Here is a 20,450-nt window from a genome sequence, read left to right on the forward strand (position 1 = left end):
GCTTGACGGTTTCCGCGGCTGCTGCCACTCCATGGACATGGAACCTATCCAGTCGAAAGCGGCCCAGGGCCGTGTCGCCGATGCACCGAACGGCCATTGGGTCTATCGCGTGCTGCCGCGCGCGGTTTGGCCCTATGCGCAGCTAGCGCGGTGGGACAGGCCGATCGGCTGGCAATTGCTTCTGTGGCCGTGCTGGTGGTCGGCGGCGCTCGCCGCGAGCGCCTATCCGCGCCCCGGCGACCCTCTGCTCTCGCTGCTGCCCGCGCCATTGTATCTCGTGCTGTTCCTGGTCGGCGCCATCGCCATGCGCGGCGCCGGCTGCACCTACAACGATATTGTCGACGAGAACATCGACAACCAGGTCGAACGCACCCGCTCGCGCCCGCTGCCGTCGGGCCAGACGACGCGCCGGCGGGCCTGGCTGTTTCTTGTCCTGCAGGCCCTGGTCGGCCTTGTGGTGGTGATACAGTTCAACAGTTTCGCCATCCTGCTCGGCATCTGCTCGCTGGCGATCGTCGCCATCTATCCATTCATGAAGCGGATAACCAACTGGCCGCAATTGTTTCTCGGCCTTGCCTTTTCCTGGGGTGCGCTGATGGGATGGGCGGTCGAGTTCGGCGATCTCGATGGCCCCGCCATCATGCTCTATATCGGCTCGATCCTGTGGGTGATCGGCTACGACACGATCTACGCGCATCAGGACAAGGAAGACGACGCCATTGTCGGTGTGCGCTCGACGGCACGGCTGTTCGGCGACAACACCAAGTCGTGGCTGGTCGGGCTTTACGGCGGCACGCTGATCTGCTTCGCCATCGCCTTCGCCTCCGCGCAGGCGCCGGTGGTGGCTCTGGCAGGATTGATCGCCGCCGGGGCCCATATGACGCGGCAGATCGCGGTTCTGGATATCAACGATCCGGACCAATGCCTGCGGCTGTTCCGGTCGAACAACCAGGTCGGCTGGCTGATCTTCCTCGGCCTGATCGGCGGCGCATTGTGGGTGGCGCTGAAGCCGCTGGTGTAGCGGCTTTTTTCCACGCCCTGGCCCTTCGCAGGCTCAGGGCGTTCGAAGCTCGAAAAGCCAAGCAATTGGCTTTTCGTTCGCTACGCGAACCGCTTCTCACTCCCTCGAAATGATCTCCTGGCCGTCGATGACCAGCCTGAGACCGAGGTTGCCGGCCCTGCGGCGGGCGAGGAAGCGCGGGCGGCGCGTGTGCGAAATGCGGCCCTTGCGGCGATCCTGCGGCGGCAGCGTCTTGATGGCGGCGCCGAGCGATTCTTCCAGGGTGCGGGCGACGCCGTCCGATTCGATCAACAGCATCGGCAGGCGATAGGCATCGGCCCAGGCGCGCCAGTCGGCGGCGACATCGTCGAGATCGTCGGCCACCAAAAGCGGCACCGACAGCATTGGATCATTGTGCAGGAGTTCGAGCGTCACCGTGACATTGCCTTCCGGATCCTCCATGGCGCGGGCGGCGACGCCGCGGAACGCATTGGCCGGAAGGGCGATGATCGCCGGCACGCCGCTCATCTCGAGCATGCGGCGGATCACGGCGCCACGGTGGTCGATGGTGAACGTCACGTCGCCGTAGTCGTCGCGCGTGGCGTAGCTGACCATCTGGGGCAGTCGGAATGGGTCGAGGCGCATGTTGCGTCCCGCCCAGACTGGCTTCAGTCCGGTGTTCATAGAGTGCCTTCCTGTCTGTCTCCTGAGAGCCGGTGTCCGGTTCTCTCCGGGCCAGTTTTCCCGGCCTCGTTATGGGGAAACAGTAGCGCGGGCTCCTTACCGCCGCGCTTAAGAAAGTCGGTTAAATTTTGCTGATCTCAGGGATGGTTATCGGAATGCCACCGACCACAAGATGTTGAAAGGATCAGATAACCTTACCGGGATTCATGATGCCGGCCGGATCGAAAGCGGCTTTCACCCTGCGCATCAGATCGATGGCCATCGGCGGCGCGGTGGCGATCAGTTCGTCGCGCTTCAACTGGCCGATGCCGTGCTCGGCAGAGATCGATCCATGAAAGGAGCGCACGACATCGTGCACGGCGTGGTTCATGGGATGGTAAAGGTCGAGGAACGCCTCATCCTGCCAGTCCACGGGGCGCGAGATGTTGTAATGCAGATTGCCGTCACCCATGTGGCCGAAGCAGACCACGCGTGCGCCGGGGCAGACCCCTTCCACCACGCCGGCCGCCTTGTCGATGAACTCCGGGATCGCGGCTGTCGGCACCGAGATGTCGTGCTTGATCGAAGCGCCCTCGGGCTTCTGGCACTCTGGCAGCGTCTCGCGGAAATTCCAGAAGGCATCGCCCTGGGCAAGGCTTGCCGAGACCACTGCGTCGCCGATGATGCCTTGCTCGAGGGCTTTGGCCAGGATCTCCTCGATCAGCGCCCTGCCGTCTTCCTCGGAACGTCCTGAAGAGACCTGCATCAGCACATACCAGGGCCAATCATCGGCAAGCGGCCGCGTGATGCCTTGGCCATGCTTCAGCGTGAAGTCGTAAGGCCTTTTGCCGATCAGCTCGAAAGCGGTGAGCGAGGCGCCGGCCCGGTCCATCGCCAAGGTAAAGAGCGACAGCGCCGCTTTGGGCGACGACATGCCGGCAAAGGCGACCTCCCTGCCTTTCGGCTTCGGGAAGAGCTTCAAGACAGCGGCGGTGATGATGCCGAGCGTGCCTTCGGCGCCGACGAACAGGTTCTTCAAATCGTAGCCGGTGTTGTCCTTTTTCAGCTTGCGCAGATCGTCGAACACCTCGCCCGTCGGCAGCACCACTTCGACGCCGAGACACAGTTCGCGGGCGTTGCCATAGGCAAGCACGCCGGTACCGCCGGCATTGGAAGAAAGGTTGCCGCCGATCTGGCAGGAGCCTTGCGCAGCGAGCGACAGCGGAAACAGCCGGTCGGCGGCGTCGGCCGCCTCCTGCAGCGTCTGCAGGATGACGCCAGCCTCGACAGTCACTGTGTTCGACAGGACGTCGATCTCGCGGATACGGTTCAGCCGCGACAGCGACAGGATGATTTCGCGGCCGGATCTGTCCGGCACCTGGGCGCCGACCAGACCGGTGTTGCCGCTTTGCGGCACGATCGGCGTTCCCGTCTCGGTCGCCAGACGCATGATCCGGCTGACTTCGTCGACGCTGCCCGGCCGCAGCACCAGCGATGTCACGCCATGCCAGAGCCCGCGCCGCTCGATGAGGTAGGGCGCGATGTCCTGCTCGTCGCGCAGCGCGTATTTGTCACCGACAATCGCCGCGAAGCGATCGATGACAGCGGGGTCAAGGTTTTGCGGAATTTCGGTCATGCGGGAAACTACGGTGTGGGCTGAGTGTTGTCACGAGGGGCGGCCGCGCGAGAGAGCCGGTCGTTGATGGCCTCGCCGAGCCCGTCGAAGGGAATCGTCTCGACAGCGATGGTGTGTGCGCCGCTGCGATCGAGATCCTGCATATAGGCGAAAAGATTGCTCGCCGCTTCGCGCAGATCGCCTGATGCGGACAAATTGAGGAAGGCGGCTGCATGCCGCCATCCTTCGGCCCGCTGACCGCCGAAGGCAAGCAGCGCCTCGCCCTCACCAACCGTATCAGCATTGAGCCGCATCGCCGCGCCCGGCGCATAGTGTGAGGCAAGCATGCCCGGCGCCTCGACGCCGGCGGTGCCGCCGCGCAACAGCGTCATGCCGATGGCCGCCTCGATCTCTTCGGCGGCGATGCCGCCGGGACGAAGCAGGCGCAATCCTGCCCCTTCGGCCTTGACGATGGTCGATTCCAGTCCGACCGGCGTCGCGCCGCCATCGACCACCAGCTTGATGCGTGCGCCGAGATCGGCTGCCACCGCTTGCGCCGTCGTCGCGCTGATCCTGCCCGATGAATTGGCGCTGGGTGCGGCAAGCGGCCGGCCGAGTTTTGCGATGAGATCGCCGCCAAAGCCCCTCGGCATGCGCAGAGCGATCGTGTCGAGCCCGGCCGTGACCAGCGGGTGGATGCCGTTGCCGGGCCGCTGCGGCAGCACCAGCGTCAGCGGACCCGGCCAGAACGCCTGTGCCAGTCTCTTCGACAATGGATCGAACACCGCGATGCGCTCGGCCATCGCCATGTCAGCGACATGGGCGATCAAGGGATTGAACCGCGGCCGACCCTTGGCCTCGAAAATGCGCGCCACGCCAATGCCGTTGGTGGCGTCGCCGGCAAGCCCGTAGACGGTCTCCGTCGGGATGGCGACGACATCGCCGCCTTCGAGCAGCGCCAGTGCCCGCTCCAACGCCTCGCCGGCGGCAAGTATCTCAGCCACTCTCGTCACCTCGCAGATGCCGGCTGCGTAGTACGATGGCGGCTGTTGGGCAAGCCGGCTGTTCGGCAAGAGAGCGTCTTGGCGATTTATCAATCCCTAAAATGCTACGTTTCCGCGAAAGCCGGCATCAATTCCGGTCGACTACCATTCGGGCTTGGGCGAAGGGGAGTGGTCATCGTGTCTGTGCGTATCCTGCTGGGTATCATCACCCTGGCGTTGATCGGCGAAGCTCAGGCCTCGTCCCTGGTCTTTCCCGGCGCGCCGGCCACAACGCCCTCCGTCCTGACCCTGAAGGCGGATGACACGAAGGCAAGCGATGTGATGTCCGTCGTTGCGCTCGGCGAGCCTGACGTCACCTATGAGAAGGTGGCGGCGATCCCCAACGCGCCCGAGGCACGGCACGGTTTCATGCCAGGCCCGATGATCATTCGCGGCGGCGTCGTCGGCGGCGACTTCTCGACACCGGTGCAAGGCAAGGCACCAGCCGCGGCCACCACCCCTGCCCCCACTCCAGCCAAGGCGACCGCCTCGGCCGCTCCGGCATCGAACACGCAGAAGAAACCGGCCGCATCGACCATGCCCGCTTCCGGCGTCGGCAAGGTCAAGTAGCGGCCGGCAAACGGCCGGACTGGCCAGATCGTTGACAGCTTGACGGCACTCCGGCGCCCGGCGCACCATTGCCGCGCGAGTTCGTGCGGCACATCTCGCTGGACGCCGCCGCCTGAATTTAGCCAAGTGCTTAAGGCAAAGGGGCGGCTCTGACAGACGGGCTTCGTCGTTTAAAAGGGGGTTGATCATGAGACTATCCAAGACCGTTACCGTGGCCGGGCTTCTGCTGGCGTCGCTGCTGGCCGCCAGTGCGGCGCAAGCCGACGACATGCTGGGATCCTATGTCGCGCGCATTTCCGACAGGGATCATCAGGCGAGCGATGGCTATGCGCTGGACAACGCCGCGCAGATGGTGCGCCAGGATCGCGCCAACTGGCACAAGTTCCATCGCCGCGACAGAGACGACCAGGGTGATGAGTGGTTCACGACCAACGACGCGCGCGCCGACCTGCAGCGCATGCTGGAGCGCCCCGGCGCGATGAGTTCGTCGACCAAGCGCGCCATCGTCAATGGCGAACCGCTGATCCAGGTCGACGTCTATGAAAACAGCGTGCGCGTCAGCATCCTGGAAGACTGACAAGTCAGCATCCGGGACAACTGACAAGTCAGTGTCCGGGAAGATGGACAAAAAGGGCGGCGCTGATGCGCCGCCCCTCTTCTCGACAGAGCCGGATTGAAATCTCAGGCCGCTTCTTCCTTGTCGTCGTCTTCTTCGGACTCGCCGTCTTCGGATTCTTCTTCGCCTTCAGCGTCATCGCCTTCAGCCTTTACGGCATCATCGGCGTCGTCTTCGTCAGACTCTTCGCCGTCTTCGTCGTCGCCTTCTTCTTCGTCGCCGTCCTCATCGTCGGAGTGGTCGGCGGCTTCGACCGTGGCAGCGGCGGCATGATCGAGAGCGGTTTCGGAAGCGGATTCAAGCGCCTCGGCGGCGGCCGAGGTTTCTTCAGTCACTTCGATGTCGTGATCGGAATTCATGGAAGCCTCCGTTGGGTTGGGGAACATGTCCCTTTTGCCACGGAGAGATCATCGTCATATGACTGTAAGCCGGCTCGAACGGCCGGCTGAGAGATATTTTTCCTGGGCGCTCAGCCGGCGATTTTCGAGAAATCCGCGACCTGACCCGTCGCCGCGCGGATGCGCGTGAGAAGCGCCAGACGGTTGGCTCGCACCGCCAGGTCTTCATCATTCACGAGAACACCTTCAAAGAATGAATCAACGGGTTCGCGCAACGCGCTAAGCGCCAGCATGGCGGCCGAAAAGTCTTCGTTTTGAATCGCTTCGCCGGCTTGCTTCTCGGCCTGATTCACCGCCGCAAACAGCGTTTTCTCGGCATTCTCCTTGAACAAAGCCGGCTCAACGGTTTCGGCGACCGCCGTCTTCTTCTTCTCTTCGGCAGCCAGGATGTTGGCCGCACGCTTGGTGCCGGCGAGCAGGTTCTTGCCGTCCTCGGTATCAAGGAAGGAGCCGAGCGCTTCGACGCGTCGCACGATCTGCAAGAGGTCGTCGGACTGCGGCGTGATGACGGCGTCGATGAGATCGTGGCGGGCGCCCTGATCGCGGAGGTAGACTTTGAGGCGGTCGTGGAAGAAGGACAGGAGGTCAAGAGCACCTTCATCAATCTGTCGCCCTCCCATCGTTCTGGTGACCGACATTGCGCCGTCACTGCCAACCATTGATATGGTGCTTTGATCAGACGCTGCTTTGACTTTCTTTAGGCGCTCACGAGTGGCAACATGCGCCTCCTGTCGTCTCAACTGGCGAAAGTGAGGCGACGTGACGGTAGCAAGCTCAAGCCCAGCCCCGTTTTCCACTACGATTCTGACCACACCCAGCGCCGCTCGTCTCAGCGCATACGGGTCCTTCGACCCCGTTGGCTTTTCATCGATGGCCCAGAAGGCGACCAGCGTATCGAGCTTGTCGGCGAGGGCTACGGCGACCGACACCGGATCGCTCGGCACATAATCGGACGGACCTTGCGGCTTGTAATGTTCCTCGATGGCCGCGGCCACGGACGGATGCTCGCCCTGGAGCAACGCATATTTGCGGCCCATGGCGCCCTGCAGTTCCGGAAACTCGCCGACCACTTCGGTCTGCAGATCGGCCTTGGCGAGAACGGCTGTGCGAGCGGCGAGCGCAGGATCGGCGCCGACGATCGGCGCCAATTCCTCCGCCAACCGCTTGATCCGCTCCACGCGCTCGCCCTGCGTGCCGAGTTTGGCGTGGAAGGTCACGCCGAGATGATCGAGGCGGGCCATGCGCTGGTCGAGCGGCTTTTTCAGATCGAGCCCGAACTTTTCAGCCGATGCTTCGAGCTGGCCGAGATCAGGCAGATCGCCCTGGTCGGTCGTCCAGAAATAGAGCGCATCGGAGAGACGCGCGCGCACCACTTTGCCGTTGCCGTGCGCGATCTCCTTGCCGCCGTCTTTGGCTTCGATGTTGGCGGTGAGGATGAAGCGGTTGGACAGCGCCTCGCCTTCGCCTTGCGGGCGCGTGACAAAGCACTTCTGGTTGGCGCGGATTGTCAGCCGGATCACCTCCGCCGGAATAGCGAGGAACGCCTGCTCGAACTCGCCCATCAGCACGACAGGCCATTCGACCAGCCCGGACACCTCTTCCAGCAAGCCTTCGTCCTCGACCAGGTCGAGCCCGTTGGCGAAGGCGAGGTTGCGGGCGTCGGCGAGGATGATCTCCTTGCGCCGATCGGCATCGAGCACGACCTTGGCGGCCTCAAGCTTGCTCACATAGTCGTCGAAACGGCGCACGGTGATTTCGCCCGGCGCCAGGAAGCGGTGGCCATAGGTGATGTTGCCGGAGCGGATGCCGTCGATCTCGAAATCGACCACGACAGGTTCCTCGGTCTCAGGGCCGAAGGTGCACAGGATCGATTGCAGCGGCCGCACCCAGCGCAGCGAGCCGGGCTTGGCCGAGGCCGGCCCCCAGCGCATCGACTTCGGCCAGGGGAAATTGCGGATAATGCCCGGCACCAGCTCGGCGATGATCTCTTCGGCCGCCCTGCCCGGCTTCGAAATGTGGGCGACATAGAAGTCGCCCTTCTTCGGGTCGGAATGGACATGCGCCTCGGCGACCGAGGACAGGCCTGCCTTGCGCAGGAACCCCTGGACCGCCTGCTCGGGCGCCGTCGTCGACGGTCCCTTGATTTCTTCACGGATGTCCTTCGAGCGTGCCGTCAGCCCCCTGATGTCGAGCGTCAGACGCCGCGGCGTCCAGTACTCGCGCGCCGCCTCATAGGTCAGACCCGCCTCGACCAGACCGTCGGTCAGCATCTTCTTGAGATCACCCGCCGCCTTGCGCTGCATGCGCGCGGGGATTTCCTCGGAGCGAAGTTCTAGAAGCAGGTCAGGCATGGTTAGCTCCTCACCCTCCCCTTGATGGGGAGGGTCGGCGCGTTAGCGCCGGGGTGGGGTGGCGGCGTCTCGGTCTCAAGCGCCTTCGGCGTCTCGCGGGCCAAGGTGGGATTTTCGTTCTTCCACCGCCGCATAAATCGTATCGAGCACGGAATCCAGTTCGTTTTTGATTTCATGGTTCCAGAAGCGGACGACGCGATAACCCTGGCTCTCGAACCATTTTGTTCGACGCTCGTCATGGCGCTGCTGGTCATCGAAGCTGTGATGGGCTCCGTCCACCTCGATGATCAGCTTCAGTCGGTGTGAGATGAAATCCGGGAAGTAGATGCCAACCGACGCCTGCCTGCGGAAATGAGTGCCTTCGACCGGAATGCGCCACAGATGCCGCCACAAAATGCGTTCTTCGTCGATCATTGCCGCACGAAGCCGTTGCGCGGACTGCAGCTTGAACCGATCGAGTTTCGGCATGGAAAGTCGCGCCAGCACCCCCACCCGCCGCTTCGCGGCGACCTCCCCCATCCAGGGGGAGGTAAAGAGGGCATAGCAACTCGGCTGGCCGCTGTCACCCTTTCCAGAAATTTTGACCGCCCTGTCGGGCCGCAGCGATCCGGCCCGTCCTTGGATCAAAGATTTCCATGAACCAAACGCGGCGCTGGAGCGACCCACGCTCAGGCAGGGAACTATTGGCTGAACGACCATGAAAACGGCATCGAGACTTCTGCAGATCCTCGCGCTCAGCGCCTGCTTCACCGCGCAGGTCCATGGCGCCTTCTCAATGCCGGGCGTGCGGCAAGCGTTAAGGACGATCGACGGTGCCGCCGGTCAGAACGTTCCGCCGATCAGCGCGTCCGCCGCCCTCTCGAAAGCAGCTGGCTAAGCCGCCAATCCGCCGGCCTGCGTCTTCAGAAACGCCTCGCCGCAGGCTTTCGCCAGGTTGCGCACCCGCAGGATGTAGCTCTGCCGCTCGGTGACCGAGATCACGCCGCGTGCGTCGAGCAGGTTGAAGACATGGCTGGCCTTGATGCACTGGTCGTAGGCCGGGAAGACCATCTTGTGCATCGGCAGATTATCGTTCGAGGCCGGCGCGCCGGCCTCAAGCAGCGCCTTGCACTCGGCCTCGGCGTCCTCGAAGTGCCTGAGCAGCATCGCCGTGTTGGCGTATTCGAAATTGTGGCGTGAATATTCCTGCTCGGCCTGCAGGAAGACGTCGCCATAGGTCACCTTGTCGGCGCCTTCACGACCGTTGAAGTTGAGGTCGTAGACATTGTCGACACCCTGCACATACATGGCCAGCCGCTCCAGCCCGTAGGTCAGCTCGCCCGCCACCGGCGCGCATTCGATGCCGCAGACCTGCTGGAAATAGGTGAACTGCGAGACTTCCATGCCGTCGCACCAGCATTCCCAGCCGAGCCCCCAGGCACCCAGCGTCGGGCTTTCCCAGTCGTCCTCGACAAAGCGGATATCGTGCAGCAGCGGGTCGACGCCGATCGCCGCCAGCGAGCCGAGATAAAGCTCCTGCAGGTTCGGCGGGTTCGGCTTCAGGATCACCTGGTACTGGTAATAATGCTGCAGCCGGTTCGGGTTTTCGCCATAGCGGCCATCCTTGGGGCGGCGCGAGGGCTGGACATAGGCGGCGTTCCAGCGCTTCGGCCCGAGCGCGCGCAGCGTCGTTGCTGGATGAAACGTGCCGGCGCCGACCTCCATGTCATAGGGCTGGAGGATGACGCAACCATAGGCCGCCCAGTAATTGTGCAAGGTCAGGATCAGCCCCTGGAACGAGCGGCTGGGATGCATATGGGCGGGGATTTCAATCGTCACGGGTGGCCTCGACAGCAAAGGCTAGCTTGCCGGCACGTCCTAGAGACACGACGGCAAAGCGTCAAGCAAGGCGCGCCGGATGCGGTCGCGCTGGAGATGCTCATACGCTGTTGAAAGCTTTGCGGAAGGCTGGCCCATTGCCCGCCTCAGATGCCTGCGGTCTGTTCGATCCCCACAGCAAAGACGACAGGTCCAACCATGCCCAACTCCATCATCCGCCCGGTCACGCGACAGGATTTCGACCGATGGCTGCCGCTGTGGGACGGCTACAACGCATTTTATGGCCGCTCGGGCGAGACGGCGCTGGCAAGCGAGATCACCGCGATGACATGGTCGCGCTTCTTCGACGCCTATGAGCCGGTCTACGCGCTGGTGGCCGAAAGCCAGGGACAGCTTCTCGGCCTTGTGCACTATCTCTTTCACCGCAGTACGACCGCGATCGCACCGAACTGTTATCTGCAGGACCTTTTCACTACGCAGGCTTCGCGTGGAATAGGCATCGGCCGGGCGCTGATCGAAGGCGTCTATGAGCGTGCCCAGGCCGCTGGTTCCGGCCGAGTGTATTGGCTGACGCACGAAACCAACCAAACCGCCATGAAGCTCTATGACAAGGTCGGCGAACGCTCCGGCTTCGTCGTCTATCGCAAACTACTCTGAGGGCGGCGCGCCACTCCAAACGAAAACGGGGCCCTGAAAAGAGCCCCGTTCGCATTCCGAAAAGCCGATTTCACCCCTTCGGGGCAGGCACCGGCTCGGGCTTGACCTTGGGGGTTTCCTGCGCCGTGTTGGATTCGATCGGCGGCAGGCCCTTCATCAGCTTCTGCTGCAAGGTGGCCAGCACATCGGGATCGGGCTTCAGGTCACGCGCCTGATTCCACTGGAAGGTGGCTTCCAGCTTGCGGCCGACGCGCCAGTAGGCATCGCCGAGATGGTCGTTCAGAACCGGATCTTCCGGCTTCAGCGATACAGCGCGTTCCATTTCGCGCACCGCGTCGTCGAACCTGCCGAGGCGGAAATAGGCCCAGCCCAGCGAATCGACGATGTACCCGTCGCTCGGCCTGAGGTCGACGGCCTTCTGGATCATCGCAAGGCCTTCCTTGAGGTTGGTGTTCATGTCGACCCAGGAATAGCCGAGATAGTTCAACACTTGCGGCTGGTCGGGCTGCAGTTCTAGCGCCCTGCGGAAATTGGGCTCGGCCTTCGGCCATTCCTTCAGCCGCTCGTAGGCGATGCCGCGCTGATAGAAGATGTTCCAGTTGGCCGCGGTCGGCGTCTTCAGCACCTCGACGGCCTTGTCGTAGAGGTTGGCGGCCGAGCGGAAATCATCCTTCGAGGAATAGACCCCGCCAAGCGCCAGATAGGCGCGCATGTCGTTGGGATGGGCGTCGACGAAGGCCTTCAGATGGGTGATCGCCTCGTCATGGCGGTCGAGATCGGCAAGGTTGAGGCCGAGCTGCAGGTCCGACAGCTCCTTCAGCGGCGAAGAATCAGGGATCCGCCGATAGAGCGCGATGGCGCCCTCGCCGTCCTTCAGCTGTTCGGCGACGGCAGCGAGCTGCACGAGAGCCGCATCGCTGTCAGGCCTCAGGGCGAGCGCGTATTGCAGATAAAGGCGGACGAACGGTTCGCCGCCGCCACGGTTGAGCGCGGTGGCGAGATCGAGCAGGATTTCGGAAGCGCCGTCGGACGGACCGGAGACGAAGGGCGGGATCTTGTCGCCCTTGGCGATCCTGTCGCGCAAGGCGACGATTTCCAGCTTGCCCGGCGAAAACGCCTCGGCTTGGTCGAGTACCGAAATCGCCTTGGCCTTGTCGCCCTTGCGGGCCAGGAACGAGGCATAGGCCTGCGCATTGCGCATCCAGGTTTCGGGCGCCGCGCCGCCGGCGGTCGTGTCCTGCAGCGTTGCGGCGTAGATCGCCTCGGCCTTCTCAGGCATGCCGGATGCATCGGCGATCAGGGCGCGGTGGAAGGCTTTGAACAGACCGAACCAGTCAGGGCCCTGCAGCTTGTCGATGGAAGCCATCGCATCCATGGCTTCACCAGCGCCTTGCTGCGCCCAGCCGGACATGACGCCGGAGATCAACCGGTCGAGATCGGACTCCAGCGACAGCTTGAGCCAGTACTGCGCCTTGGTGAAATCCTTCTTGTGGAAGGAATCGACCGCCAGTGCCAGGCGCGAGAAGCGCTCGACATCGGGCACTTCCTTGAGCTTGTCGGCATAGACCAGGGATTCGTCGAAGCGGCCTTGCGCGATCAGCGACAGCATCAGGCTCTGCTGCAGGCCGGTGTCACTCGGATCGAAGGCCAGGGCCTGCTTGTAGTAGGCGATGGCGCTGTCGAGATCATTGTCGCCTTCGGCGATCCGGGCGGCCAGATAGGCGCCCGAGAACGACGAGATCTTGACCGGTTCGGTGGATTGCTTGGCATAGGCCGGCAGAGCCGAGATCGCCATGCCCGTCACAATTGCCAGCCTTGTCAGCCAGCGCGCACGTCCTTGCTGCATCGTATCCCTTTCAGCCAGGCGCCATCTCCGCATCAGCGGGATCGACGTAGACTCGATCTTTCCGGGCAAAGCATGGCCTTTTTGGGGTCGCGCTTCAATCCGCCTGAAATTCACAATCGGGTCAGCCGATTAACAAACCATGGCTGAAGGCGACTTTCGACCGCGGAAAAGCCCGCGTCAAGGTCCACGCTCTCCCGGCGCGACGGATCGCTGCACCTTCGTATCGGCAAAGCCGCCGGCCGCTATCGCGCTGCACAGCTCGTTCCATTCGCAGCCGTCGCAAGCCTTGCGCACGCCACCGACAGAAAACGCCTGGCGCATCCGCGTCAGGATTGCCGCGTCGAGATCGACGCGGACGCCGGCCTGGATTGGCCGGGCCAGCAGATCCCCGACATCGCGTGCGGCAAGCCGGTCCCGTTCGATGACGCTCTCGTTGAGGCAATGCGGTTCCTGCTCATCGAGCAAGGGCGCGCAGATGTCGTCCGGGCCGGAAACGAGGAGGATGTCCTCGCCCCGGCTCAGGCGCTCCGCGACCGCGTCGTAATTGGCGGTGAAAGCGGGGCTGTATCCCTTGCCCACATAGGTGAGCAGGCAAAGGAGGTGGTGGGCGCGCAGCCTGATCGTCACGAATTGGCCGGCTTGGCCTTGCCGCCGCGAAGCGCCATGAGCGTCGCAGCACCAAGCGCCGACTTCAGCAATCCGCCGACGATGAACGGCAGGAAGCCGAAGGTGATGGCCTTCTCAGTGCCGATCATGACGGCAAGCCATGCCGTGCCGAGCACCAGGCAGGCAAGATTGCCGAGCAGCATGGCAACGAAGGCAAGCACCACCCTGTTGCCGTTCCAGCCGCGTTCGGCCAGCCAGCCGACCAGCGCGCCGACAACCGGGAAGGCGAAGAGATAGCCGCCGGTCGGGCCGACGAAATGCGCCACGCCGGCGGCGCCGCCGGCCAGCACCGGAAAGCCGGCAGCACCCTCGACAAGCCACGCCGCGATGGTGACCGCGCCAAGCCGCCAGCCATAGAGGGCGCCAATGAGCGTCACCGCGAAGGTCTGCATGGTCACTGGAACCGGCACCATCGGCACTTCGATGTAGGACGACAGCGCCAGGAACAGCGTGCCGAGCACGACAGCTCCGACCTGCCAGGTGAGCGAGCGATCCTGGAGCCGGAGCGGGCTGAAGGACGGCTTGCTGGACGCGAATGCGATGTCTGTCATGGGTATTCCTTCGCTCGATTTAAAATTATAGATAATTTCTGTTTTCGATCTATTATCGAATCCACATTTTTGCTGGGATAGCAAGCCTTCCCACGACAAAGACCGTCTGACCTGCGGCGTGACGCGCTTCAGATCATCACTTCAGGCATGTCGTTCTCCCAAAACCGGGGGGCCACTTTGGGCGACAGGCATCAACCCACGATCGCGAAGGCTTCGCGCGTCGCGCCGGAGGCCGTCCGGACCGGCTTGCCGCCAATCCATTGAACATGCCGGCCCAGCGTCGCGGCGGCCGATTCGGTGTTTCCTTGCCGCAAGGCGGTCAGGATCGCCCGATGGTCCTGGTCGGTGCGCGTCTCCCACTCCGAACGCCATGCCGCGAACAGGAAGCGGGCGCTGGCCGCATGCAGATCGTCGATGGTGGCGAGCAGGCGGGGCATGGCGCATGGCGCCAGGATCAGCCGGTGAAAGGCGCGGTTGGCTTCTTCCCATGACCGGACATCGCGGGATTTGTCGCCGGCCTTGGTGGCTTCCTCGGCAAGATCGAGAATGGCTGACGTCAGATGTGGCGCGGCATGGCGCAGCGCCAGCACTTCGAGGGCTGCCCGCATTTCAGCCACTTCCTTGACCTCGCCGAGATCGAAGGCAGCGACGCGCACGCCGCGGCGCGGCTCGCTGACGGCAAGGCCTTGCGCTTCCAGCCGGCGGAACGCCTCGCGCACCGGAACATGGCTGGTGTGGAACTCCTCGGCGACATGATCCTGGCGCAACCGGGCGCCAGGCTCGATCGCGCCCGAGATGATGCGGTCCGCCAGCACCTTGCTGATGCGCACCGCGATGGTGTCGTCCGTGCCCTTTGCCATGTTTTATAGATAATTTGCGGAAGGGCCGCTTGTCGAGACAGCGAGACCGGCTTCCACAACTGCCTGGCGAAACGGTACCGGCATTCAGGGGCGCCCTGCCAACCTTGCGTCCAACGCCTGCATGGCGACAGTGACGAGATCGTGCAGGCGCTTGTTTGGTACGCCGTCACGCGCCTGTACCGAAAGCCCGTGCATGAGCGTGGCGTAGTAATCGCCCAGCACCTCGGCATCCGTACCCGGTTTCAGTTCGCCGTCCCGAACAGCCTCGTTCAGCCGCTCGACGATCGATACCGTGCGCGCGCGGCGGTGCTGTGCCAGCCACTCCTGCACACGGTCATTCTCGACGGCGCAGTTGGTGGCGGCCGATACCACCATGCAGCCCTGCGGCCGCCCCGGCTTTGTGTAGGTTTCGACGGCCTCGCGCAGCATCCGCTCGATGGCGCGCCGGGCGGTCGGCTCTTCCGCCAGGGCTCGCGTGGCAAAACCGCCTTCATTGGCCTCATAGAGGCCGACCGCTTCCCGAAACAAATCCTCCTTGGAACCAAAGGCCGCGTAGATGCGCGCCGAGGCGATGCCGAGCACCGAGACGAGATCGGCCATCGAGGTGCCTTCGTAGCCGCGCGCCCAGAAGGCATCCTGCGCCTTCTCAAGCGCCTGATCACGATCGAACTCCCTTGGCCTGCCCGCCATCGCCAACTCCATTTTTTATCGATCAACAAATAATCCGCTTGACTCCGGATTGCAAATTCCAATTCTTTGTCAATCGATAAAGAATCGCAAACCGGAGACTGACATGAGTTCACTCAATCAAGACGCGGCGCTCGATATCGCGCCAACTCGAGCGGCGGCCGGCAGCGGGCGCGGCGCCACGCTGGCGCTGCTCGCCTTCGCCCAGCTCATCATCGCGCTCGACCTCAACATCGTCTTCGTGGCGCTGCCGGAGATCGGCTCGGGCCTCGGCTTTTCCGGCCAGACATTGCAATGGGTGGTGAGCGCCTACACGGTCTTCACCGGCGGCTTCCTGCTGTTTGGCGGCCGCGCCGCAGACCTGGTCGGCCAACGCCGCGTCTTCATCTTCGCGCTCTGGCTCTACGCGCTCTCCTCGCTGCTTGGCGGCCTCGCCTGGTCGCCCGGGGTCATCATCGCGGCGCGCGCCGTGCAAGGCATCGGCGCTGCCTTCCTGTTTCCGGCGACATTGTCGCTGGTCAACCGCCTGTTCACCGAGGGACCGGAGCGCAACAGGGCACTCGCTGTCTGGGGCGGCGCCGGGGCAAGCGGCCTGACCCTCGGCTCCCTGGCGGGAGGGTTTTTGACCGGCGCCTTCGGCTGGCCGGCCGTGTTTTATGTCAATGTGGTGCTGGCCGGGATCGCCATCGCCGCCGCCTTTGCCATCATCCCGCGTGATCCGAAGCGGCAGGCGCATCGCAATTTCGACCTGCCCGGCGCGCTCACCGTCACCGCAGGCGCCACGCTGCTGGTCTTCACGCTGGTTCAGGGACCGGACTATGGCTGGACGTCACCGACAATCCTCACCAGCGCCCTGTTGGCGGCATTCTTCCTGGTAGTCTTCGCCGTGATCGAGGCACGGAGCGCCGACCCGCTTATGCCGCTGCGCCTGTTCCGCAACCGCAGCCTGGTCGCTGGCATGACGATCACCTTCCTCTACATGGGAACGTTCGGGGCCTTGCCCTATTTCCTCACCGTGCTGCTGCAGACCGTGCATGGCTTCACCGCGCTGGAGACCGGCCTCGCCTTCCTGGTGCCATCGATCGCTATCGCCACCGGCACGCAGCTCGGCGAGCGGCTGGCGACGCGCTTTTCGACACGCTCGACCCTGGTTGGCGGCATGGTTATCGGGGCGGCCGGCACAGCCTTCATGGTCCTTGGCGCGTCGGCCGAGAGCAGCTATGCCGCCCTCGTTCCGGGCCTGATCATCTCCGGTGTCGGCCAAGGCATCGTCTGGACCGCGATGTGGATCGCGGCCGCTTCAGGCGTCGCGCATGACGAACAGGGCGTTGCCTCAGGCATGGCCTGCACGACGCTCAACATTGGCAACGCCATCGGCATGGCGACGCTGATCGCCGTCGCCAACAGCCACATTGCCGGATTGACGGGCGATGCACTGAAGACCGCCATCGCCGACGGCATAGAGCTGGCCTTCTGGCTTGCGGCGGCAGGCATCGTGATCAGCCTGCTCGCCGCAATGGTCCTGCCGGGGAAAGTAGCCGACGCCGAAGTGACGCCGTTCAGTTCACCCGGCTGATGCAAAAATCGATGACGTCGATCAGCGCCGATTTCTGCGACGTTTCCTCCAGCGGCGCCAGCGCGTCGCGGGCGATCTCGCCGAAATGCCGGGCGCGGCCGATCGTGTCGGCAATGGCGCCGTGACGGGTCATCAGGCCGATCGCCTTTTCCAGGCCGGCGTCGTCGACGACATTGTCCTCGATCGCGCGCTTCCAGAAGGTGCGCTCGGCCTTGGTGCCGCGCCGGTAGGCGAGGATGACCGGCAAGGTCACCTTGCCCTCGCGGAAATCGTCGCCGACATTCTTGCCGAGATCCTTGCTGGTGCCGCCATAGTCCAGCGCATCGTCGATGAGCTGGAAGGCAAGGCCGAGATTCATGCCGTAGGAGCGAAGTGCGGCGCGATCATTGCGGGTTGCCTGGGCGATGACCGGTCCAACTTCGGCGGCGGCCGAAAACAGCGCCGCGGTCTTGGCCTTGATGACGGCGAAGTGCTCATCCTCGGTGGTTTCGAGGTTCTTGGCGGCGGCAAGCTGCATCACCTCGCCCTCGGCGATAATCGAGGCCGCACTCGACAGGATGTCGAGCGCTTCGAGCGAACCGACATCGACCATCATGCGGAAGGCTTGGCCGAGCAGGAAGTCGCCGACCAGCACGCTCGCCTGATTGCCCCAGATCATGCGGGCGGTCTTCTTGCCGCGCCGCATGCCGCTCTCGTCGACGACGTCGTCGTGGAGAAGCGTCGCCGTATGCATGAACTCGACCGAGGTGGCGAGCTTGACGTGGCCCTCGCCGGCATAGCCGAACATCTGCGCGGCAGCGAGCGTCAGCATCGGCCTGAGCCGCTTGCCGCCGGACGAGATCAGATGGTTGGCAACCTCCGGGATCATCTCGACGTCGGAGCCGGCCTTGGACAGGATCAATTCGTTGACGCGGCCCATATCGGCAGCCGTCAGATCGATGAGATCCTTGATGGAGGCGGGTTCCCGCTTCCCGTTTTCGATGTTGAGAACGACACCCACGACAATCACTCCCGCCTTGGTATAACGCGTGCGACGGCACCCTTAGTCCCGATACGGACTCTAGGGCGGCGGACACGGCCACGGCAAGTGGCGAATTGGCGCGGCGCCGGTGACAGCTTGTTAACGATCCGGCAGGAAGCGAGGCTCTGCCGCGGAATCCCCTGCCCGTTTACATCCATAGCGCAAACTGCGAGTTTCATACGATGATAGAGCTTGTCCGCACCAACGATGCCGTCATCATCTCCTTTGTCGAATCGCTGATGCGCGACGCCGGCATTGCCTGCTTCGTCGCCGATCAGAATATGAGCATTCTCGAAGGGTCGATCGGTCTTTTGCAGAAGCGCGTCATGGTCGACGCTGACCAGGCCGATGCAGCACGTCGCATCCTCACGGACGCCGGCATCGCCAACGAGATCCGCACAAAATAATGTCGGCCGCGCCAGCCGCCCCTGCCCTTGACACCCTTGGCCCGGACACGCCGGCCCATACGGTCGATGCCTTCCATCGCGGCCGGTTCTGGCTCGTGCAGCCCAAGCATGGCGGCCACCGCGCCGGCATGGATGCGATGATGCTGGCGGCATCCGTGCCATCCTCGTTCGACGGACGCCTCGCCGATTTCGGCGCCGGCGCCGGCGCTGCCGGCCTTGCCGTGCTGTCGCGCTGTCCGGCTGCCCAGGCCGTGCTGATCGAACGTGCGTCGGAAATGGCGGCCTTTGCCGCGGCCACCCTTGCTCATCCCGGCAATGCCCATCTCAGCGATCGTGCGTCCGTGCTTATCGCCGATGTCACGGTATCCGGCCGGGCGCGAGCGGCAGCCGGCCTCGCTGATAATGATTTCGACTACGTCATCATGAACCCGCCCTTCAACGCCGCCCGGGACCGCGCCACGCCTGACCGGCTGCGGAAGGAAGCCCATGTCATGGAGGACGGCCTGTTCGAAAGCTGGATCCGCAGTGCGGCGGCGGTGGTCAGGCCGCGCGGCGGACTTGCCGTCATTGCGCGGCCCGAACAGCTCGGCGCCATCCTCGACGCGATGTCAGGCCGTTTCGGCGATGCAGAGATGCTTGCCGTCCACCCTCGCCCCGACGCAGCCGCGATCCGCATCATCGTGCGGGCAGCACTCGGCGCGCGCGGAAAGCTCGCAATCCGCCCACCCCTTATGCTTCACGCGCAATCGGGCAACGGCCCCGACGAGCGCAGCGAAATGATCGCCAACGGTCTCGCCTCGTTGTTTGGAGATTGAGCTATTCCTGGCCTCCGCATTGCCGTTGGCCGGGAAATCCCTACATGCCTGCAACCCATCGACCGGAGACCATGCCCTCGTGAAACGCCTTTTCAACCGACTGCTGCCGAAATCCTGGCGCTCCACCGTCGTCACCATTCCGGTCATCCGGCTGCACGGCACCATCATGGCCGGCGGCCAGTTCCGGCAGAATCTGTCGCTGGCCTCCACCGCCGGCCTCATCGAGAAGGCGTTTTCCTTCGACGCGCCGGCAGTCGCCATCTCGATCAATTCGCCCGGCGGCTCGCCGGTGCAATCGCGGCTGATCTTCAAGCGCATCCGCGACATGGCGGTTGAAAAGAACAGACAAGTTCTGGTCTTCGTCGAGGACGTCGCGGCCTCGGGCGGCTACATGATCGCGGTCGCCGGCGACGAGATTTTTGCCGATCCGTCCTCCATCGTCGGCTCCATCGGCGTGGTCTCGGCCTCGTTCGGCTTTCCCGAACTGATGAAGAAGATCGGCGTCGAGCGCCGTGTCCACACGGCCGGCCAGAACAAGGCGGTGCTTGATCCGTTCAAACCCGAGAAGAAGGAAGACGTCGAACGGCTGAAGGCGTTGCAGCTCGAGGTCCACGACACCTTCATCGATCTGGTCAAGGAGCGGCGCGGCAGCAAGCTGAAGGACGATCCAGACCTGTTCACCGGCCTGTTCTGGACCGGAAAAAGGGGGCTGGAGCTAGGCCTCGTCGATGCGCTCGGCGACATGCGCACGGTGCTGAAGACCCGGTTCGGGGCGAAGACCCAGCTGAGATTGGTCACGGCGCCACGCGGTTTCCTCAGCCGTTTCGGCCTGTTCGGCTCGAGCAAGGGCTTTTCGGCGCCCGATATCGCCGCCGCTGCCGCCAGCGGCGTCATCGATGCGGCGGAAGAGCGCGCATTGTGGGCTCGCTTCGGGCTTTGAAAAACCGGTAAAACCGTCTAGCATGAAAGCTTGAAGTCCTATGCATGTCGTTTTCCCAAAACAGAACACAGTTTTGGGCGACATGCATTAACCGACCCAACCGGCCGCCTTCGCCGGCCCAGCGTGGGAGGAGTTTTGGCATGCCGCAGATCATTTTCTTCACCGTCGTTGGCGTCGCCGCCTATTTCGGCTACCGCACCTTCGTGCGCGAGGCCGAGCGCGTGACGGCCAAGGTGCGGCGCACCGAAAAGCAGGCGGCCAATGGCGCGATGGGAACGCTGGTCAAGGATCCGAAGACCGGCGAATACCGGCTGGCCAAGGACTGAGCATCATCCTCCATACGACTGACG

Annotated in this window: 22 protein-coding genes; 9 read left to right on the plus strand and 13 right to left on the minus strand. The window is 63.7% G+C overall.

Annotated features, from left to right (window positions below; translation table 11 throughout):
- The first annotated feature begins 37 nt into the window (after positions 1 to 37).
- Positions 38 to 1,021: a 4-hydroxybenzoate octaprenyltransferase gene (ubiA, locus tag JN279_RS29175; protein ID WP_202353816.1), complete on the plus strand. Its 984-nt coding sequence runs from the start codon at positions 38 to 40 to the stop codon at positions 1,019 to 1,021.
- Between the two features lie 96 nt (positions 1,022 to 1,117).
- Here the strand turns inward: ubiA and JN279_RS29180 are convergent, their stop codons facing one another.
- The 3 genes from JN279_RS29180 to JN279_RS29190 all read right to left on the minus strand — a co-directional run bounded on the left by JN279_RS29180 (position 1,118) and on the right by JN279_RS29190 (position 4,282).
- Positions 1,118 to 1,684 (minus strand): DUF6101 family protein, encoded by a 567-nt coding sequence (locus JN279_RS29180; protein ID WP_096455895.1) that lies wholly within the window; start codon positions 1,682 to 1,684, stop codon positions 1,118 to 1,120.
- 184 nt (positions 1,685 to 1,868) lie between these two features.
- Positions 1,869 to 3,299 carry an FAD-binding oxidoreductase gene (locus JN279_RS29185; RefSeq protein WP_096455893.1) on the minus strand — a complete coding sequence of 477 codons (1,431 nt, stop codon included), beginning with the start codon at positions 3,297 to 3,299 and terminating at the stop codon, positions 1,869 to 1,871.
- A gap of 8 nt (positions 3,300 to 3,307) precedes the next feature.
- Entirely contained in the window at positions 3,308 to 4,282 is a 975-nt protein-coding gene (locus JN279_RS29190) for an L-threonylcarbamoyladenylate synthase (protein WP_202350886.1), read from the minus strand.
- 177 nt (positions 4,283 to 4,459) lie between these two features.
- Between JN279_RS29190 and JN279_RS29195 the strand changes: the two genes are divergently transcribed.
- Positions 4,460 to 4,891 (plus strand): hypothetical protein, encoded by a 432-nt coding sequence (locus JN279_RS29195; RefSeq protein ID WP_096458962.1) that lies wholly within the window; start codon positions 4,460 to 4,462, stop codon positions 4,889 to 4,891.
- 187 nt (positions 4,892 to 5,078) lie between these two features.
- Positions 5,079 to 5,468: a hypothetical protein gene (locus tag JN279_RS29200; RefSeq protein WP_202350887.1), complete on the plus strand. Its 390-nt coding sequence runs from the start codon at positions 5,079 to 5,081 to the stop codon at positions 5,466 to 5,468.
- Positions 5,469 to 5,572: 104 nt separating this feature from the next.
- On the opposite strand, the gene JN279_RS29205 is transcribed toward JN279_RS29200, so the two are convergent.
- From JN279_RS29205 to JN279_RS29220, 4 genes are all read right to left on the minus strand, one after another.
- Positions 5,573 to 5,866 carry an ATPase gene (locus tag JN279_RS29205; RefSeq protein ID WP_202350888.1) on the minus strand — a complete coding sequence of 98 codons (294 nt, stop codon included), beginning with the start codon at positions 5,864 to 5,866 and terminating at the stop codon, positions 5,573 to 5,575.
- A 110-nt stretch (positions 5,867 to 5,976) separates the two neighbouring features.
- Positions 5,977 to 8,256 (minus strand): glycine--tRNA ligase subunit beta, encoded by a 2,280-nt coding sequence (glyS, locus tag JN279_RS29210; protein WP_202350889.1) that lies wholly within the window; start codon positions 8,254 to 8,256, stop codon positions 5,977 to 5,979.
- A gap of 75 nt (positions 8,257 to 8,331) precedes the next feature.
- Positions 8,332 to 9,006 carry an endonuclease domain-containing protein gene (locus JN279_RS38375; protein ID WP_244734183.1) on the minus strand — a complete coding sequence of 225 codons (675 nt, stop codon included), beginning with the start codon at positions 9,004 to 9,006 and terminating at the stop codon, positions 8,332 to 8,334.
- 123 nt (positions 9,007 to 9,129) lie between these two features.
- Positions 9,130 to 10,074, minus strand: a complete 945-nt coding sequence (locus JN279_RS29220; RefSeq protein ID WP_038645360.1) for a glycine--tRNA ligase subunit alpha — start codon at positions 10,072 to 10,074, stop codon at positions 9,130 to 9,132.
- A 198-nt stretch (positions 10,075 to 10,272) separates the two neighbouring features.
- Between JN279_RS29220 and JN279_RS29225 the strand changes: the two genes are divergently transcribed.
- Positions 10,273 to 10,731, plus strand: a complete 459-nt coding sequence (locus JN279_RS29225; protein WP_202350890.1) for a GNAT family N-acetyltransferase — start codon at positions 10,273 to 10,275, stop codon at positions 10,729 to 10,731.
- Between the two features lie 70 nt (positions 10,732 to 10,801).
- Here the strand turns inward: JN279_RS29225 and JN279_RS29230 are convergent, their stop codons facing one another.
- The 5 genes from JN279_RS29230 to JN279_RS29250 all read right to left on the minus strand — a co-directional run bounded on the left by JN279_RS29230 (position 10,802) and on the right by JN279_RS29250 (position 15,344).
- Complete coding sequence (locus tag JN279_RS29230) at positions 10,802 to 12,577, minus strand: tetratricopeptide repeat protein (RefSeq protein ID WP_202350891.1); 1,776 nt, start codon at positions 12,575 to 12,577, stop codon at positions 10,802 to 10,804.
- Between the two features lie 177 nt (positions 12,578 to 12,754).
- A complete protein-coding gene (locus tag JN279_RS29235; protein WP_202350892.1) occupies positions 12,755 to 13,204 on the minus strand; it encodes a DUF1284 domain-containing protein in 450 nt (149 codons plus the stop codon).
- Positions 13,201 to 13,794: a biotin transporter BioY gene (locus JN279_RS29240; RefSeq protein WP_202350893.1), complete on the minus strand. Its 594-nt coding sequence runs from the start codon at positions 13,792 to 13,794 to the stop codon at positions 13,201 to 13,203. Before JN279_RS29240 ends, JN279_RS29235 begins: the two co-directional genes overlap by 4 nt.
- 191 nt (positions 13,795 to 13,985) lie before the next feature.
- Positions 13,986 to 14,654, minus strand: coding sequence for a GntR family transcriptional regulator (locus JN279_RS29245; RefSeq protein ID WP_202350894.1), 669 nt, complete (start codon positions 14,652 to 14,654; stop codon positions 13,986 to 13,988).
- Between the two features lie 84 nt (positions 14,655 to 14,738).
- Positions 14,739 to 15,344, minus strand: coding sequence for a TetR/AcrR family transcriptional regulator (locus JN279_RS29250; protein WP_202350895.1), 606 nt, complete (start codon positions 15,342 to 15,344; stop codon positions 14,739 to 14,741).
- Positions 15,345 to 15,447: 103 nt separating this feature from the next.
- Between JN279_RS29250 and JN279_RS29255 the strand changes: the two genes are divergently transcribed.
- The gene (locus tag JN279_RS29255; protein WP_202350896.1) at positions 15,448 to 16,917 is read left to right on the plus strand and encodes an MFS transporter; all 1,470 of its coding nucleotides are present in this window, start codon (positions 15,448 to 15,450) and stop codon (positions 16,915 to 16,917) included.
- Here the strand turns inward: JN279_RS29255 and JN279_RS29260 are convergent.
- The gene (locus JN279_RS29260; protein ID WP_095198726.1) at positions 16,901 to 17,917 is read right to left on the minus strand and encodes a polyprenyl synthetase family protein; all 1,017 of its coding nucleotides are present in this window, start codon (positions 17,915 to 17,917) and stop codon (positions 16,901 to 16,903) included. The two genes, JN279_RS29255 and JN279_RS29260, sit on opposite strands and share 17 nt — an antisense overlap.
- A gap of 203 nt (positions 17,918 to 18,120) precedes the next feature.
- Between JN279_RS29260 and JN279_RS29265 the strand changes: the two genes are divergently transcribed.
- From JN279_RS29265 to JN279_RS29280, 4 genes are all read left to right on the plus strand, one after another.
- Positions 18,121 to 18,345 (plus strand): putative signal transducing protein, encoded by a 225-nt coding sequence (locus tag JN279_RS29265; protein WP_096455869.1) that lies wholly within the window; start codon positions 18,121 to 18,123, stop codon positions 18,343 to 18,345.
- Entirely contained in the window at positions 18,345 to 19,160 is an 816-nt protein-coding gene (locus tag JN279_RS29270) for a tRNA1(Val) (adenine(37)-N6)-methyltransferase (RefSeq protein ID WP_202350897.1), read from the plus strand. Before JN279_RS29265 ends, JN279_RS29270 begins: the two co-directional genes overlap by 1 nt.
- Positions 19,161 to 19,239: 79 nt before the next feature.
- Entirely contained in the window at positions 19,240 to 20,100 is an 861-nt protein-coding gene (locus JN279_RS29275) for a S49 family peptidase (RefSeq protein WP_096455865.1), read from the plus strand.
- Positions 20,101 to 20,240: 140 nt separating this feature from the next.
- Positions 20,241 to 20,426, plus strand: a complete 186-nt coding sequence (locus JN279_RS29280) for a membrane protein (protein WP_013896713.1) — start codon at positions 20,241 to 20,243, stop codon at positions 20,424 to 20,426.
- The last annotated feature ends 24 nt before the right edge of the window (positions 20,427 to 20,450 follow it).

Origin of the sequence: Mesorhizobium sp. 113-1-2, from assembly GCF_016756475.1 — a bacterium.
GTDB lineage: Bacteria > Pseudomonadota > Alphaproteobacteria > Rhizobiales > Rhizobiaceae > Mesorhizobium > Mesorhizobium loti_C.

What these genes read in the sequence shown, in the direction of transcription:
- ubiA (WP_202353816.1), top strand. Translation starts at nt 38, where the DNA reads ATGGAACCTATCCAGTCGAAAGCGGCCCAGGGCCGTGTCGCCGATGCA.
- JN279_RS29180 (WP_096455895.1), bottom strand. Translation starts at nt 1,684, where the DNA reads ATGAACACCGGACTGAAGCCAGTCTGGGCGGGACGCAACATGCGCCTC.
- JN279_RS29185 (WP_096455893.1), bottom strand. Translation starts at nt 3,299, where the DNA reads ATGACCGAAATTCCGCAAAACCTTGACCCCGCTGTCATCGATCGCTTC.
- JN279_RS29200 (WP_202350887.1), top strand. Translation starts at nt 5,079, where the DNA reads ATGAGACTATCCAAGACCGTTACCGTGGCCGGGCTTCTGCTGGCGTCG.
- JN279_RS29205 (WP_202350888.1), bottom strand. Translation starts at nt 5,866, where the DNA reads ATGAATTCCGATCACGACATCGAAGTGACTGAAGAAACCTCGGCCGCC.
- glyS (WP_202350889.1), bottom strand. Translation starts at nt 8,256, where the DNA reads ATGCCTGACCTGCTTCTAGAACTTCGCTCCGAGGAAATCCCCGCGCGC.
- JN279_RS29225 (WP_202350890.1), top strand. Translation starts at nt 10,273, where the DNA reads ATGCCCAACTCCATCATCCGCCCGGTCACGCGACAGGATTTCGACCGA.
- JN279_RS29230 (WP_202350891.1), bottom strand. Translation starts at nt 12,577, where the DNA reads ATGCAGCAAGGACGTGCGCGCTGGCTGACAAGGCTGGCAATTGTGACG.
- JN279_RS29240 (WP_202350893.1), bottom strand. Translation starts at nt 13,794, where the DNA reads ATGACAGACATCGCATTCGCGTCCAGCAAGCCGTCCTTCAGCCCGCTC.
- JN279_RS29245 (WP_202350894.1), bottom strand. Translation starts at nt 14,654, where the DNA reads ATGGCAAAGGGCACGGACGACACCATCGCGGTGCGCATCAGCAAGGTG.
- JN279_RS29250 (WP_202350895.1), bottom strand. Translation starts at nt 15,344, where the DNA reads ATGGCGGGCAGGCCAAGGGAGTTCGATCGTGATCAGGCGCTTGAGAAG.
- JN279_RS29255 (WP_202350896.1), top strand. Translation starts at nt 15,448, where the DNA reads ATGAGTTCACTCAATCAAGACGCGGCGCTCGATATCGCGCCAACTCGA.
- JN279_RS29265 (WP_096455869.1), top strand. Translation starts at nt 18,121, where the DNA reads ATGATAGAGCTTGTCCGCACCAACGATGCCGTCATCATCTCCTTTGTC.
- JN279_RS29270 (WP_202350897.1), top strand. Translation starts at nt 18,345, where the DNA reads ATGTCGGCCGCGCCAGCCGCCCCTGCCCTTGACACCCTTGGCCCGGAC.
- JN279_RS29280 (WP_013896713.1), top strand. Translation starts at nt 20,241, where the DNA reads ATGCCGCAGATCATTTTCTTCACCGTCGTTGGCGTCGCCGCCTATTTC.